Genomic DNA, 15,214 nt, shown 5'->3' on the forward strand with positions numbered 1-15,214 from the left:
TTAATAGTTTCGCTTTTTTTATATCAAATTAAAAAGTAGTTTCAATTTGCCGGTTATTTCTTTTTAAAACATCATAATATAAAAAATCTATAATTTCTTTTGTACACTCATATATGGGCTTAGAATTCCAGTTATGGCTTCCTTCCTTTATACTATATAAGTAATATGGTTTATTAATAGCCTTTAATTTATTTGCAATTGCTCTAGAACCAAACAAGTTTAAATAACCAGGAGATGCTAACTTACAATAATGGTGAGAAGCGATATAATAAGGAACTAAATTATCTTTTACTCCATGAAATAATTGAGTAGGAATTGCATTATCTGAAGTTATATTATCAATAGAAGTTATTGCACCAGCCATGGCAATGATACCAGCAAATTTAAAATTCTTGTTTAAAATTTTGTTATCATAAACATAGGCTAAATTTAAAATAGCTTCTGCACCAGCACTAGAACCCACTAAAATAATATTATCTATATCTATTTTAAACTTGTTTTTATGTGCTATTAAATACTGTACAGCATAACTTATATCTTTAGAGACTTCATTAAAAGCAGCTATTTTTAATGATGAGTTTGTAGCGCATCCAAAACCTTTACCTTTCATGGTTAACCTATAAGATATGGATGCTACAGAATAACCATATTGAACCATTTCTTCCGCAAAATCTCTAGACTTTTTATCATTTCTACTTCCTCCTGAAAATCCACCTCCATGAACATAAATTAATAATGGAATTTTCCTTTTTGCTTTTTTAGGTTTATAAAAATTTAACTTTAAACTTTCCTCATCTTTTAATTGATGATAAGTGTATGTTTTCTCTTTATATTTTGAAAACTTTTCTAAATACCTTTCTTGAGAAAAACCATCGAAAAATACTAATAATAGAATTAAAGAAAGTAGCATTTTCATTTTAGGTTATTTTTTAATTTTATTAAAAACTTTTCTCAATTTTAAATATAAAAAAGTATTTGTTTTCGCGTAATAAAAAGACAATAAGCAAACTACAATTAAGAATAGTATAGCTCCAATAATTGCTTCTGTTGGGTTTAGACTTTTACCGATAATTTTTTTTAATCCTAATCCCGTAAAGCTTCCATAAATAATAATGAAATGAATTACATAAATGGATAATGTTTTTTGACCTATTTTTAAAATTAGGGAAGACTTTAAATATTTCTCTAAACTAAAGAAGAAAGCAAAAATTAATAATACATTTCCAAATCTAGTAAACAGATAATTATAACTAGCAGCATCCATTAATAGTTGAGAGTCTGTTAACTTTGAAAAATATACAAGTATTTTTGAAGAACAAAATATTAGAATAAAACCAAAACATATAAAAAAAGAAATGATTATTTTTTTAAAACTTTTTTTGAATACATTTTTATGAAAAATTGTTGCTAAAAATGCACCAAAACAGACAAAACCAGACCAGGGAATAATTGTAAATATAGATCCATTACTTTTAGAAATATAATTATTTATAAAAAGTGGAATAGCCGTTATGTTTAAACCTCTATACAGAGGTTCTGTTATAAATATAGTAATACCAAAGATGAATGTAATTATAGAAAAAAGTATTGTTTTTTTGTTACTGATAAAATAAAAACTAATAATTAATATTAAGCTTAGGCCTATTATTTGTAGCACATCAATAGCTAAAAAAGAAGTATTAAATGTACCTGTTAACCAACTAAAAAGCGGAACTCTTAGTAAGTAACCAATAGCTATTAAAAAGCCCCCTCTGGTAATTCCTTTTATCATTCTTTCTTTTTCTAATCCTTTTTCTTTTGAATTTAACAAAAGATAGGTGAAAATTAATCCCGAAATAGTAAAAAAAGTTGGGGCAGTAATGCCTCTAAAATAAGACCATAGCATAAAAGTAGGATCATTTAAATCTCTATACGAGTTAGCTAGTAACGTATCTATAAAGTGCCCTTGTAGCATCATTAAGATAGCAAAAGCCCTAATAATATCAATAAAATATAATCGTTTAATATCCACAGAAAAAAAAGTTTTTCCGTTAAAGGTAAATAAATTTACAAGTATTCTATTTCAATCCTTTAAATAGTACGTAAATTATATCTGTCTCGTTTTATTTAACAACCAAAAATCAGCTAATACTAAAGCAGTCATTGCTTCTACAATTGGTACAGCTCTAGGTACAACACAAGGGTCATGACGTCCTTTACCTGTAATCTCTGTAACTTCATATTCTGAGTTAATAGTTTGTTGAGAGCTCATAATAGTTGCAACAGGTTTAAAAGCAACTCTAAAATAGATATCCATACCATTGCTTATTCCACCTTGTATACCACCAGATAAATTAGATTGTGTAGAACCGTCTGCATTAAAAACATCGTTATGATCTGAACCTTTCATTTTTGCGCCACAAAATCCACTACCAAATTCAAAACCTTTTACGGCATTTATAGATAACATTGCGCTACCTAATTGTGCGTGTAATTTCTGAAATATTGGTTCACCTAAACCTACAGGTACATTTTGAGCAACACAAGTTACGGTACCACCAATTGTATCACCAGCTTTTCTAATTTCTTGTATTCTGTTGATCATTTTCTCAGCAGAAACTTCATCCGGACAACGAACAATATTACTTTCTGTTTTAGAAAAATCTAAATCTTGATACGGTTTGTCTATAAAAATATCGCCAACAGAAGATGTAAAGGCATTTATATTCATGCTAGCAATTAACTGTTTTGCTAAAGCACCAGCAACTACCCAATTTGCAGTTTCGCGGGCAGAACTTCTTCCGCCACCTCTATAATCTCTGTTTCCAAATTTCTTATCATACGTAAAATCTGCATGAGAAGGTCTATATATATTGGTATTGTGGTTGTAATCTTTAGATTTTTGATTGGTGTTTCTAATAATAAAACCAATAGAAGTACCTGTAGTTTTACCTTCAAAAATACCTGAATGAAATTCCACAGTATCTGGTTCTTTACGCTGGGTAACAATTTTAGATTGCCCAGGTTTACGTCTATCTAACTCATTTTGAATAGCTTCAAAATCTACCTCTAATCCTGCAGGGAATCCATCTATGACGCCACCAATAGCAGTTCCGTGAGATTCTCCATACGTTGTTACTTTTAATAAATTTCCAAAGGAATTAAATGACATAATTATATAATTAGAATAATAAGGGCAAATATAATGAACTACTATACAAGAATTCTTTATTTAGACTTTTTTGTGACGATTTCTAAAAAAAAAATAATAATTTAAAAGACTTGATTTATAGGGTGATATGATATTTTATGTATGATATTCAAAAAAAAAATAAAAATAAATCGTTATTTGTTTTTGTAAACTAAAAAACCTTTCTATATTTGCAGCCGCAATCAGGGAATACTTGATGAGACGCACTGGAGAAATGGCAGAGCGGTCGAATGCGGCAGTCTTGAAAACTGTTGACTGTAACAGGTCCGGGGGTTCGAATCCCTCTTTCTCCGCCAAAAGCCTTACATTTATGTAAGGCTTTTTTTATACACCACATTCTTGGATGGTAAAAAACCTTAAACTTTTATAAACACTGATTTCACCTGATAATTTATTAGGGTTAAGAATTTTTAGATTAAATAGATAATATCTTATACATGTACTTAAAAACGCATGTGATAGTTACCTTATGAGTTACCCTAGTTATTTTGAGACACAATAGAGTCTCGGAAATATTGTTAAAGTATAAGATTGTGGAGTAAGCTTAAAAGGATCAATTTTAAATATAGAGAAACTTGTTGGTAAGTAAAAATTGACGTCTACCGATACATAAAGAAGTACACTTCGTTATAATTCTGAAATGAATTTTAAAAAAGCAATTATATAGTTATTGAGGTGTTACTTTGTAGGATCTAAAAAAAACAGGTTAAATGTAAAAACTATTGTTAGTCTCTGTTCAAAATACTTTTTATCCGTTTAGAAGGGGGGAATTTGAACTATTTTTGTATAAAATTTTAGTTCTTCTAAATTTATATTATTTCTTTAACATGTTCTGTATTTGATATTTCCTTTTGCTAATTTTTTAACCTATGTTAGTGTGAGTTTTTAATGGTTGTAAATATATTGGGCTTGTTTTGTTGCTTTCTAAGCAATGTAATTGTTTTCCTTGCGTTAAATTCTCTAAATGAATGATGTCTGATTTTAAATAAAATATAGGGATACATTTATGAAAGTCAGTTGCCTTGTTTTCTGTTAAACTTTTCTAAAGTAAAATTTTATTATCAAATTTTGTATACCTTTGCTATTAATATGAAACAAGTATCCCATAAAATAATGTCTTTTGTTATGGCCATTGTAGTGTTATTCTCTACAATGTCATTTACTGTGAGCATGCATTATTGTGGAGAAACGATAGTAGAAACTGCTATGTTTCATAAAGCAGAAGGTTGCGGCATGGAAATGCAAAAACCTGCCACCAAAGATTGTTCAATTACAAAAAAAGATTGCTGTAATGATGAACAAGTGGTTGTAGATGGTCAAGACGAATTACAACTACAAGTAGATACTATTTCTTTTGAACAACAACTTTTTATAGCTTCATTTGTTTATACATATATCAACCTTTTTAAAGGTTTAGAAAACAATGTATCATCATACGAAGAATATCGATCACCTTTCATAGACAAAGAACTCTTTAAGCTAGACGAAACTTATTTAATCTGATTTTTTAAACAATAGACTGTATTATCCTGTGATGTATTTCATTAGGATGATTTCTTGTATTCGATGTTTTTTCTAACATCACTTTCTAATTGTTTTAAATATCAGGCTTTATGCTAAATAAGATTATTAAATTTTTAATAGAAAATAAAATCGTATCGGTTTTATTATTGGTCCTTTTTATTGGATGGGGAACTGTAAACGCTCCTTTTAACTGGGATACTGGCTTTTTACCAAGTAATCCTGTGGCTGTAGATGCTATTCCGGATATTGGCGAAAATCAACAAATTGTATTCACAAAGTGGGATGGTCGTTCTCCACAAGATATAGAAGATCAAATAACCTATCCGCTCACCACTTCCCTACTTGGTATTCCAGGAGTAAAAACAATTCGTAGTTCATCGATGTTTGGTTTCTCTAGTATTTACATCATTTTTGAAGAAGACATTGAGTTTTATTGGAGCAGAAGCAGAATTTTAGAAAAGTTAAATTCGTTACCAAGTAATTTATTACCAGAAGGAATAAATCCTGCTTTAGGACCAGATGCTACAGGTTTAGGACAGATTTATTGGTACACTTTAGAAGGTAGAGATAAAGACGGAAACGTAACTGGTGGTTGGGATTTACAAGAATTACGCAGCATACAAGATTACTATGTAAAATACGGTTTGTCTTCTGCAAGTGGTGTATCCGAAGTTGCTTCTATTGGTGGTTATGTGCAAGAATATCAAATTGATGTCAACCCAGAATTGATGCGCCAATACAGCATTGGATTGAATCAAGTTGTAAAAGCGGTTAAAGAAAGCAATAAAGATATTGGTGCACAGACTTTAGAAATTAATAAAGTTGAATATCTAGTTCGTGGTTTAGGCTATGTAAAATCAATTGAAGATATTGAAAATGCCGTCGTTACTTCTAAAGATTTTACGGCTATTAAAATTAAAGATATTGCCAAAGTAACTTTAGGTCCTGCCGCTAGACGCGGGATATTAGACAAAGAAGGCGCAGAAGTTGTTGGTGGTGTTGTAGTGGCAAGATATGGTGCAAACCCTATGGAAGTCATCACGAATGTAAAAGCCCAAATAGAAGAATTAAAAGGTGGTTTACCTTCTAAAGTTTTAGCAGACGGACGTACATCTCAATTAACAATCGTTCCTTTTTATGATCGATCAGAACTGATTGTAGAAACCTTAGACACCCTTAGTGAAGCTTTAACCTTAGAAATATTAATTACCATTTTGGTGATTATTGTGATGGTTTTTAATTTAAGAGCTTCTATTTTAATTTCGGGCTTGTTACCTGTAGCTATTTTAATGGTGTTTGTTACCATGAAACTCTTTAATGTGGATGCCAATATTGTGGCATTATCTGGTATAGCCATCGCTATTGGCACCATGGTTGATGTTGGCGTCATACTCGCCGAAAACATGATTCGCCATCTCGATGAACAGGAGAATGTCATTCCGACAGAGCGAGGTACGAGTGACGAGGAATTTCAGAAGAACAAACTATCCATAAACGAAGTTATCTACAACGCTACTGCAGAAGTTTCTGGCGCTATTTTAACTGCTGTTTTAACAACTATTATCAGTTTTGTTCCTGTATTTACAATGATTGGTGCCGAAGGGAAATTGTTTAGACCTTTAGCGTTTACTAAAACAATGGCACTATCAGCTTCTTTAGTGATTGCTTTGTTTATCATTCCGCCATTTGCTGCTTTTTTATTCCGTAAAACAACCCTAAAAAACTCGTTTAAATACATTGTAAGTGGTGCTTTAATTCTTGCAGGAATTGTAATTGTGATAAGTGGTCATTATTTAGGGATTATTTTAATTGCTTTTGGAATTTCTGCCTTATTAGGTGTTTTAGGAAAACTAGAAGCTAAAAAAGTAAATCTTCTTAATATCATTATCTCATCAATTGCCATTGTATTTCTATTGGCAGAATATTGGAGACCTTTAGGTTTTAATCGTAGTATTTTTATAAACTTAATTTTTGTGTCTATTATTTGTTTCGGAATTTTAGGAATATTCTCTGTTTTTAGAAAATATTACGGCCGAATTTTACAATGGGCTTTAGCGAATAAGATGTTGTTTTTAATGGTTCCGATAATGGTTCTTATTTCTGGAATATATATTATGAACAACACAGGAAAAGAATTTATGCCTTCTTTAAATGAAGGCTCTTTTCTACTCATGCCTACTTCTCTTCCGCATGCTGGAGTCGAAGAAAATAAACGTGTGTTGCAGCAATTGGATATGGCAGTTGCTACCATTCCAGAAATTGAAACAGTGGTTGGTAAAGCGGGTAGAACAGAATCTCCTTTAGATCCTGCGCCTTTGTCGATGTACGAAAACATGATTCAGTATAAACCAGAATACATGCGTAATTCCCAAGGAAAAAGACAACGTTATAAAGTAAATACTGATGGTTTGTTTGAGTTAAAAACAAATGTCATTCCGACAGAGCGAAGAATGAGCGACGAGGAATCTCATAATCCTGCTAATAATAACAAAACAAAACGTTTTATTACTTCAGGAACATCTGTTGAAAGCGCTCAATTAATTGAAGACAACGACGGAGAATTCTATAGAAACTGGCGACCAGAAATTAAAAGTCCAGATGATATTTGGAAAGAAATCATTAAAGTTACCAAGTTACCCGGTGTTACTTCTGCCCCAAAATTACAACCTATAGAAACCAGATTGGTGATGCTACAAACAGGTATGCGTGCACCCATGGGAATAAAAGTAAAAGGGCAAGATTTAAAACAAATTGAAGCTTTTGGTTTAGAGTTAGAACGCTTTTTAAAACAAGCGGAAGGTGTTAAAGTAGAAGCTGTTTTTGCAGATAGAATTGTTGGTAAACCTTATTTGTTAATCGATATTGATAGAGAAAAAATAGCACGTTATGGTATTTCTATAGAGGATGTACAAAGTGTGCTAAAAGTTGCCATTGGCGGCACGTCTTTAACACAAACGGTTGAAGGCCGAGAACGTTATGGAGTTCGCGTACGTTACCCAAGAGAATTACGTGGCAATCCAGAAGAGATCAAAGACATTTATATTCCTGTAGAAAAAGGAAGTCCTGTACCCTTAAGTGAATTAGCGACGATTAAATATGAACAAGGTCCGCAAGTGATTAAAAGTGAAGATACTTTTTTAGTGGGTTATGTTTTGTTTGACAAAATAGATGGTTTTGCAGAAGTTGATGTGGTAGAAAATGCGCAAGCTTTGTTTCAACAAAAAATAGATTCCGGAGAATTAACGGTTCCTAAAGGCATCAGTTATAAATTCACGGGTACTTATGAGAACCAACTGAGAGCAGAAAAAACACTAGCAGTTGTGGTGCCTTTAGCATTGGCCATTATATTCTTGATACTATATTTTCAGTTTAAATCTGTTACCACTTCTTTAATGGTATTTACCGGAATTGCAGTTGCATTTGCAGGTGGTTTTATTATGATTTGGTTATACGGACAAGATTGGTTTTTCAATTTTAGCTTCTTTGGCGAGAATATGCGAGATCTTTTCAATATGAAAACCATCAATTTAAGTGTGGCTGTTTGGGTGGGGTTTATTGCCTTATTTGGTATTGCAACAGATGATGGCGTTGTCATGGCAACCTATTTAACGCAAACTTTTGACCGTGAAAAACCATCAGATAAAATGAGTATTAGAGTTGCTGCTTTAGAGGCTGCTAAGAAACGTATTCGTCCGTGTTTAATGACAACGGTAACTACTATTTTGGCATTATTACCCGTTTTAACATCCACAGGAAAAGGAAGTGATATTATGATTCCGATGGCAATTCCAATCTTTGGAGGAATGGTGATTGACATTACCTCCTACTTTATCGTTCCGGTTTTATATAGCTGGAGAGAAGAAGTTCTTTTAAAAAGAATAGAGAAAAAAGAGCATAGAAGTTAGACTAAAAAAACATACAATGAAAAACTATAAAAATCAGATAACGCACAAAGTAGTCTTACTTCTTGGTTCTTTATTCTTTGTTCTACAAGGAAATTCTCAAGAACTAGAAACCTACATTAACATCGCTTTAGAAAATAATCCTGAAATTCAGAAATTTGAGTTACAGTATCGAATTGCTTCAGAAAAAGTAAATGAAGTAAACACATTGCCAAACACAGAATTTAGTGCTGGTTATTTTGTGTTAGAGCCAGAAACACGAACAGGAACACAGCGTTTTAAAGTATCAGCAAAACAAATGTTGCCTTGGTTTGGAACCATCACATCTCGTGAAAATTATGCGAGTTCTTTGGCCGATACAAAGTACGAAGATATTGTAATAGCCAAACGAAAACTGATGGTTTCCGTATCTCAATGGTATTATAAATTATATGTAAACAAAGGCAAACAAGCTATTTTAGTTGAAAACAGTAAACTGCTTAAAACTTATGAAATATTGGCATTAAAATCGATTGAAGTCGGTAAAGCTTCTGCAGTAGATGTTTTAAGATTGCAAATGCGTCAGAATGAATTAGAACAACTCAAATTGGTTTTAGAGCAACAGTATTTAGCAGAACAAACCGCTTTTAATAAGCTTTTAAATAGAGAAAATACGATTAAAATTGATGTTGTTGATGCATTAATAATGCCTTCCGAAGCTTTTGAAATCAATACTAAAAACCTTGCATTGCATCCTGAATTACTGAAATACGACAAACTGTTTCAATCTGTAGCACAATCCGAATTGATGAATCAAAAAGAAAGTCAGCCTTCCTTTGGTTTCGGATTCGATTACATCAATATTAATGCAGGACCTGACATTACTTTTAGTGAAAAAGGAAAAGATATTTTGATGCCAACTGTGTCGTTATCTATTCCGCTTTTTAATAAGAAATATAAATCGAAAACCAAGCAAAACGAGTTGCAACAACAAGAAATTGAAGCACAGAAACAAGAACGTTTAAATACTTTAGAAACCTTTTTAGACAAAGCAATAAACGATATTATATCTGCAAGAATTAGTTATAACACACAAGTTAAAAACTTAAAACAAGCTAAGGCAGCAGAAGACATTTTAATTAAAAGCTATGAAACCGGAACTATCGATTTTAATGATGTTTTAGACATTCAGGAATTGCAGTTAAAATTTCAAATAAATCAGATTGAAGCTGTAAAGAACTATTATGTTCAAACCACAAACATCAATTATTTAATCAATTAAATTATGAAAAAATATATCATTTACATCGTTCTTTTAGCTCTTGGTCTCTCTTTAGGATGGCTACTTTTTGGAGGAAATACTACATCTACAGAAACAGTGCACAAACATAATGAAGCTACAGAAACTAATCAAATGTGGACTTGCTCCATGCATCCTCAAATTATGCAACCAGAGGCTGGAGACTGCCCTATTTGCGGAATGGATTTAATTCCTGCTGCAAGCAGTGCAAAAGGATTATTAGCAGATCAATTTAAGCTTTCTAAAAACGCGATGGCTTTGGCCAATATTCAAACATCAATAGTAGGAGAAAGTATTTCTAATGAAAATTCAGGTTTTGTTTTATCAGGAAAAATTACCGAGAATGAGAATGAAACAGCAACAATGCCTGCCCATTTTAACGGTAGGGTTGAAAAACTTTTTGTAAATTCTTTAGGAGAACGTGTACATAAAGGACAAGCCGTTGCTCAAATTTATTCTCCAGCATTAATTGCTGCACAGCAAGAATTAATTACAGCTTATAAATTAAAAGCATCGCAACCACAATTGTATAATGCCGTTAAAAACAAGTTTAAAAATTGGATGATTCATGGTAAGCAATTAGAGGAAGTGGAACAAACCGGACAAGTAAAAAATAGTTTCACCATTTACTCGCATGTTTCTGGTGTGGTTACTGAAATTGCTATAAATGAAGGCTCTCATATTATGGACGGAAAACCTATTTTTAAAGTATCTAATTTAAACACTGTTTGGGCAAATTTTGATGTCTATGAAAATCAAATTAGTCAATTTAAAAAAGGGCAGAATATTGTGGTAACCACTAAGGCATATTCTAATAAAGAATTTAAAGGCAAAGTAGATTTTATAGATCCTATTTTAGATAGTAAAACAAGAACAGTAAAATTAAGAGTCGTATTAAATAATAAAAACGAACTTTTTAAACCAGGCATGTTTGTAGAAGGTAAAATTAAAGGAGTTGATTCTTCAATTAAAAAGCAAGTTTTATCCATACCTGCTTCTGCAATTTTATGGACAGGAAAACGCTCTGTTGTGTATCTAAAATCGAATGCAAATGAACCTGTTTTTCAAATGCAAGAAATTACATTAGGAAACCAAATTGGAGAAAATTATCAGGTTTTAGAAGGGCTAAATAATGGTGCCGAAATTGTAACCAACGGAACCTTTACTGTAGATGCTGCTGCCCAATTACAAGGTAAAAAATCGATGATGAATAAAAAAGGTGGTAAAGTAATGACAGGACATGAAGGACATCTTGGAATGGAAACAAATGCTTCAGAAGAAATAAAACCTTTAAATAAAAATGAGCGAATAGAAGTTTCTAAAGAGTTTCAAAATCAATTAAACATCGTTTTTAATACTTATATTGAATTGAAAAATGCGCTTGCAATAGATGATACTCAGAACCTTAAAAAGCAATCGAAACAATTATTAACTGATTTAGGGAAAGTAGATATGAAGTTATTAAAGAGTAAAAATGCACATCAGCATTGGATGCCTTTAGAAAAAGAACTAAAAGCGACTGCTAATTTAATTTCTCATACAGACGACATTAAAGTTCAAAGAACCTATTTTAAAAATTTATCATCAAATATGGCCACTGCGTTAGAAGTGTTTGGTATTCATAAAAAAGTATATCATTTGTACTGCCCAATGTCTGATAATAATAAAGGTGCTTATTGGTTAAGTAAAGAAGAAAAAGTAGTAAATCCTTATTTTGGAGGTGCTATGTTAACTTGCGGAGAAGTAAAACAAGTAATAGAATAATAAAAAATTAAATACTAATAATTAAATCTAAATCAATGAAAAAAGTAATTTTAAGTCTAATCGTACTAGCAACAATGGGGTTTACAAGCTGTAAAAACGAAACCAAACAAAAAACAAATACTACAGAAGTTTCTAAAGAAGTAGCAAACGCTACGCTAACTTTTGGAGTTAGAGGAAACTGTGGAATGTGTAAAAGCACCATTGAAAAAGCAGCCAATGCTGTAGAAGGTGTTGCCAATGCTAATTGGAGTATTGATAAAAAGAAAATAGAAGTATCTTTTGATGATGCAAAAACAGATGCTACTGCCATTCATAAAGCTATTGCAGCTTCTGGTTATGATACAGAAAAAGAATCTGGAAGCGAAGACGCATACAAGGGTTTGCCTGCTTGTTGCCAATATGATCACGAAATGGCAATGAATCAATCTGGAGAAGAAACAGCAGATGGTCATGCTAATCACAATTAATCTAAAAGAGTACTTTTAGATTTTACTTCTAATATCATCAGTTTTATATTAGACAAATTACACTCGTACTTTACTGTGTAACTTAAAATTACAGGATTAGACTTTTATCGTTTAATCCTGTTTTGATGTAAAAAAGTAGAGCTAGTGTTTGTATATATTTAATTAGCTATTTTTATTCAATAAACAGTTTTTTTTGCATGGGGAAGCCATTGTAAATTAAATTCTAATCTTTTAAAAATACAGTAAGACTTAAGGAACCGTGGGCACCAATTACTAAAGATTGTTCTATATCTGCCGTTTTAGAAGGGCCTGCAATAAATACACCAAAATCGGCATTTATGTTGGTTAACTTTTCATACGCTTGATGCATATATGGCACAATGTCTTTTTGTGAAATAACGAGTATTAAATGTTTTGTAATAAATGGTAATACACGCATAGGAATCTCTGAACCTGTGATCCAAATAGCACCATTTTCTGCAACCGCTAATTTACTTTCTAAAATTAAAATATCTAAATCTTCTAAATCGTGTGGCTTCTGTAAAGTTGCTAGTTTTATAGTGTTAAAAGAAGCGGTATCTGCTAAATTAGAATACTTTACTTTGGCATCTGTAAATGTTTTATCTATTTGTTCAATAATCTCTTGATTAGAGTTTACAGAAATAACGTTACCACCAACGACTTCTACTTTTTTAGTAAATTCTTTAAGAAGATCTAAGCCTTCGTCAAAAAGAGAAATATTGATGTTTGGTAAATTTATAAGTGCCGGTTTATTGGCTTTAATTCGGTCTAATATTTGATTTCTGCTACTCATAATTTAACTTTTTTTCTCGTTTTCTCTATCTTTAAACCATTGATCGAAACTTTTCTCTGGACCCAAAGGTAAATCTCTGGTATGTCCCCAAACATTTGGTTTGGAGTTAATCATTGTTTTTGGTAAGTTTCTTAAAGACCAACGTGCAATTTTACCGACAATTTCAAAACGATCAGGGTGTGCAAAAATATTTCCCATTGCTTTCATAGCTTGCTTTTTAACAAACGGTTGAGGTGTTTCTTTGGTGATTATTTGTCGCCATTTATACAACTGCGAATGAATATCTATTTTTACAGGGCACACATCGGAACAAGAACCACATAAGGTGGATGCAAACGGAAGTGTACTGTGTTTTGTTAAATCTTTTCCTAGTGATAAAATAGAACCAATTGGTCCTGGAATGGTAGCATCATAACTATGGCCGCCACTTCTTCTGTAAATAGGGCAGGTGTTCATACAAGCACCACAACGAATACAGTGTAAAGAGGCTCTAAAATCGGGTCTACTTAATTGTTCAGATCGTCCGTTGTCTACAATTACAATGTGCATTTTTGCACCTTTTCTTGGTTTTTTAAAGTGAGATGAATAGGTTGTTATTGGTTGTCCGGTTGCAGATCTTGCCAATAATCTTAAAAATACACCTAAGTGTTCTTGCTTTGGTATTATTTTTTCTACACCCATACAAGCAATATGTACAGGAGCTAAATGTGCGCCCATATCAGCATTTCCCTCGTTGGTACAAACTACAAAGCCACCAGTTTCTGCAACAGCAAAGTTAACACCTGTAAGAGCTGCATCTGCTTCAATAAATTTGGTTCTTAAGTGTTTTCTAGCTTCACCAGTTAGGTATTGTGGGTCTCCATCGCAAGGTTTTGTGCCTAAATGTTCTTGAAACAATTCATCTACTTCATGCCTGTTTTTATGTATGGCAGGCAATACAATATGACTTGGTGTTTCTTTTGCTAATTGTACTATGCGTTCTCCTAAATCGGTATCTATTACCTCAATTCCATCTGCCTCCAAAGCTGGATTTAAATGACATTCTTCGGTTAACATCGATTTACTTTTTACAATTTTTTTAGCATTATTGTCTTTAAGAATTTGAAGTACAATTTTATTGTGTTCTTCTGCATTTGCAGCCCAATGAACTTCTACACCGTTCTTTTTGGCATTTTCTTCGAACTGAATTAAATAGTTGTCTAAGTTGGACAGCATGTGAGCTTTAATTCCATGGCCTAGGTTTCTTAGTTCTTCCCAACCTTTTACATTATGAACAGTTAGATCTCTTTTATGACGGACAAACCACAGGGCTTTGTCGTGCCAATCAACCCTTTTTTCGTCTTTATTAAAAATACTTGCTAATTTAGAATGACTCATTTTATAGTATTTTATAGGTTGCTATTTAAAATTTCTGCGATGTGCAAAACTTTTAAAGGTTGTTTGTTTCTATTAATTAATCCTTCTAAATGCATTAAGCAAGAAGTGTCTGTAGCAGTAATTACTTCTGCACCACTTTCTAAATGGTCTTTAATTTTGTCTTTTCCCATTTTAACAGAAACGGCCTCTTCTGTAACTGCAAAGGTGCCTCCAAAACCACAACATTCGTCGCTTCTTTTTAAGGTGACTAATTCTGCTCCTTTTACTTCTTGTAGCAATTCTTCTATATAAGAATATTTTTTACCAACCACTTCCGAGCAAGAACCTAAACGCAAACCTCTTAATCCATGGCAACTTTTATGAATGCCAATTTTGTGAGAAAAAGTAGCACCTACGTCTTTAATTTTTAAGATATTTAAAATAAAATCGCACAATTCATATACATTGTCTCTTACTTTTGTAACTTCCTCTGTTTGAGGAATAATGTTGTAATGTTTTTTTACATGATATGCACAACTTCCAGACGGAGTAACAATATAATCGAACTCTTTAAAATTGTCTACAAAGTTATTACATGCACCAACAGATTCATATTCGTAACCTGAGTTTGCCATAGGTTGACCACAACAGGTTTGCCCTGACGGATAGCCAACATCAATATTTAATTTTTCTAAAAGTTCTATAGTTGCAATTCCAACTTGTGGGTATAACTGATTGATGTAACAGGGGATAAATAGACCTACTTTCATGTGGAAATGATATTAATATTTATAGATACAATAGTACAAAAACTGATTATTGGAGTCTTCCTAAATTTTGACCATTAATGATACTTATTTTGCCTTATTATTTAGATTGATATTAGATAAAGCAAATTAAAGCATAGATATTTGAGTT

The 15,214-nt window shown here is 32.1% G+C and carries 11 protein-coding genes and 1 tRNA gene; 6 read left to right on the plus strand and 6 right to left on the minus strand.

Translation table 11 applies throughout. The features are described from left to right. Window positions 1-28: 28 nt before the first annotated feature. From H0I28_RS01410 to aroC, 3 genes are all read right to left on the minus strand, one after another. Window positions 29-916 (minus strand): carboxylesterase family protein, encoded by an 888-nt coding sequence (locus H0I28_RS01410; RefSeq protein WP_218760180.1) that lies wholly within the window; start codon window positions 914-916, stop codon window positions 29-31. Window positions 917-922: 6 nt separating this feature from the next. Next, window positions 923-2,011, minus strand: a complete 1,089-nt coding sequence (locus H0I28_RS01415) for a heparan-alpha-glucosaminide N-acetyltransferase domain-containing protein (protein ID WP_218732914.1) — start codon at window positions 2,009-2,011, stop codon at window positions 923-925. 75 nt (window positions 2,012-2,086) lie between these two features. Further along, complete coding sequence (gene aroC / locus H0I28_RS01420) at window positions 2,087-3,151, minus strand: chorismate synthase (protein WP_218752483.1); 1,065 nt, start codon at window positions 3,149-3,151, stop codon at window positions 2,087-2,089. A gap of 247 nt (window positions 3,152-3,398) precedes the next feature. Here aroC and H0I28_RS01425 point away from each other — a divergent pair. The 6 genes from H0I28_RS01425 (at window position 3,399) to H0I28_RS01450 (ending at window position 12,126) form a co-directional block, all read left to right on the plus strand. Then, window positions 3,399-3,486: transfer RNA gene (locus H0I28_RS01425), tRNA-Ser, on the plus strand. Window positions 3,487-4,279: 793 nt separating this feature from the next. Then, window positions 4,280-4,693 (plus strand): hypothetical protein, encoded by a 414-nt coding sequence (locus tag H0I28_RS01430; protein ID WP_254712815.1) that lies wholly within the window; start codon window positions 4,280-4,282, stop codon window positions 4,691-4,693. A 110-nt stretch (window positions 4,694-4,803) separates the two neighbouring features. After that, window positions 4,804-8,619, plus strand: coding sequence for an efflux RND transporter permease subunit (locus H0I28_RS01435; protein ID WP_218760181.1), 3,816 nt, complete (start codon window positions 4,804-4,806; stop codon window positions 8,617-8,619). 16 nt (window positions 8,620-8,635) lie between these two features. Continuing rightward, a complete protein-coding gene (locus tag H0I28_RS01440; protein WP_218760182.1) occupies window positions 8,636-9,877 on the plus strand; it encodes a TolC family protein in 1,242 nt (413 codons plus the stop codon). 3 nt (window positions 9,878-9,880) lie between these two features. Further along, on the plus strand, window positions 9,881-11,659 hold the full coding sequence (locus H0I28_RS01445; protein ID WP_218760183.1) for an efflux RND transporter periplasmic adaptor subunit: 1,779 nt from the start codon (window positions 9,881-9,883) through the stop codon (window positions 11,657-11,659). 35 nt (window positions 11,660-11,694) lie between these two features. Next, window positions 11,695-12,126 (plus strand): heavy-metal-associated domain-containing protein, encoded by a 432-nt coding sequence (locus tag H0I28_RS01450; RefSeq protein WP_218760184.1) that lies wholly within the window; start codon window positions 11,695-11,697, stop codon window positions 12,124-12,126. A gap of 223 nt (window positions 12,127-12,349) precedes the next feature. On the opposite strand, the gene H0I28_RS01455 is transcribed toward H0I28_RS01450, so the two are convergent. From H0I28_RS01455 to H0I28_RS01465, 3 genes are read right to left on the minus strand one after another with little or no spacing between them, the layout of a single operon-like run. After that, the gene (locus tag H0I28_RS01455) at window positions 12,350-12,940 is read right to left on the minus strand and encodes an LUD domain-containing protein (protein WP_218760185.1); all 591 of its coding nucleotides are present in this window, start codon (window positions 12,938-12,940) and stop codon (window positions 12,350-12,352) included. Between the two features lie 3 nt (window positions 12,941-12,943). Further along, window positions 12,944-14,317 (minus strand): lactate utilization protein B, encoded by a 1,374-nt coding sequence (locus tag H0I28_RS01460; protein WP_218760186.1) that lies wholly within the window; start codon window positions 14,315-14,317, stop codon window positions 12,944-12,946. An 11-nt stretch (window positions 14,318-14,328) separates the two neighbouring features. Next, window positions 14,329-15,066, minus strand: a complete 738-nt coding sequence (locus tag H0I28_RS01465) for a (Fe-S)-binding protein (RefSeq protein ID WP_218760187.1) — start codon at window positions 15,064-15,066, stop codon at window positions 14,329-14,331. Window positions 15,067-15,214 lie beyond the last annotated feature (148 nt).

This window comes from Polaribacter sp. AHE13PA (assembly GCF_019278505.1).
Classification (GTDB): Bacteria; Bacteroidota; Bacteroidia; order Flavobacteriales; family Flavobacteriaceae; genus Polaribacter.

Coding starts and splice junctions, on each gene's coding strand:
- H0I28_RS01410 (WP_218760180.1), bottom strand. CDS start 916: ATGAAAATGCTACTTTCTTTAATTCTATTATTAGTATTTTTCGATGGT.
- aroC (WP_218752483.1), bottom strand. CDS start 3,151: ATGTCATTTAATTCCTTTGGAAATTTATTAAAAGTAACAACGTATGGA.
- H0I28_RS01430 (WP_254712815.1), top strand. CDS start 4,280: ATGAAACAAGTATCCCATAAAATAATGTCTTTTGTTATGGCCATTGTA.
- H0I28_RS01435 (WP_218760181.1), top strand. CDS start 4,804: ATGCTAAATAAGATTATTAAATTTTTAATAGAAAATAAAATCGTATCG.
- H0I28_RS01440 (WP_218760182.1), top strand. CDS start 8,636: ATGAAAAACTATAAAAATCAGATAACGCACAAAGTAGTCTTACTTCTT.
- H0I28_RS01445 (WP_218760183.1), top strand. CDS start 9,881: ATGAAAAAATATATCATTTACATCGTTCTTTTAGCTCTTGGTCTCTCT.
- H0I28_RS01450 (WP_218760184.1), top strand. CDS start 11,695: ATGAAAAAAGTAATTTTAAGTCTAATCGTACTAGCAACAATGGGGTTT.
- H0I28_RS01455 (WP_218760185.1), bottom strand. CDS start 12,940: ATGAGTAGCAGAAATCAAATATTAGACCGAATTAAAGCCAATAAACCG.
- H0I28_RS01460 (WP_218760186.1), bottom strand. CDS start 14,317: ATGAGTCATTCTAAATTAGCAAGTATTTTTAATAAAGACGAAAAAAGG.
- H0I28_RS01465 (WP_218760187.1), bottom strand. CDS start 15,066: ATGAAAGTAGGTCTATTTATCCCCTGTTACATCAATCAGTTATACCCA.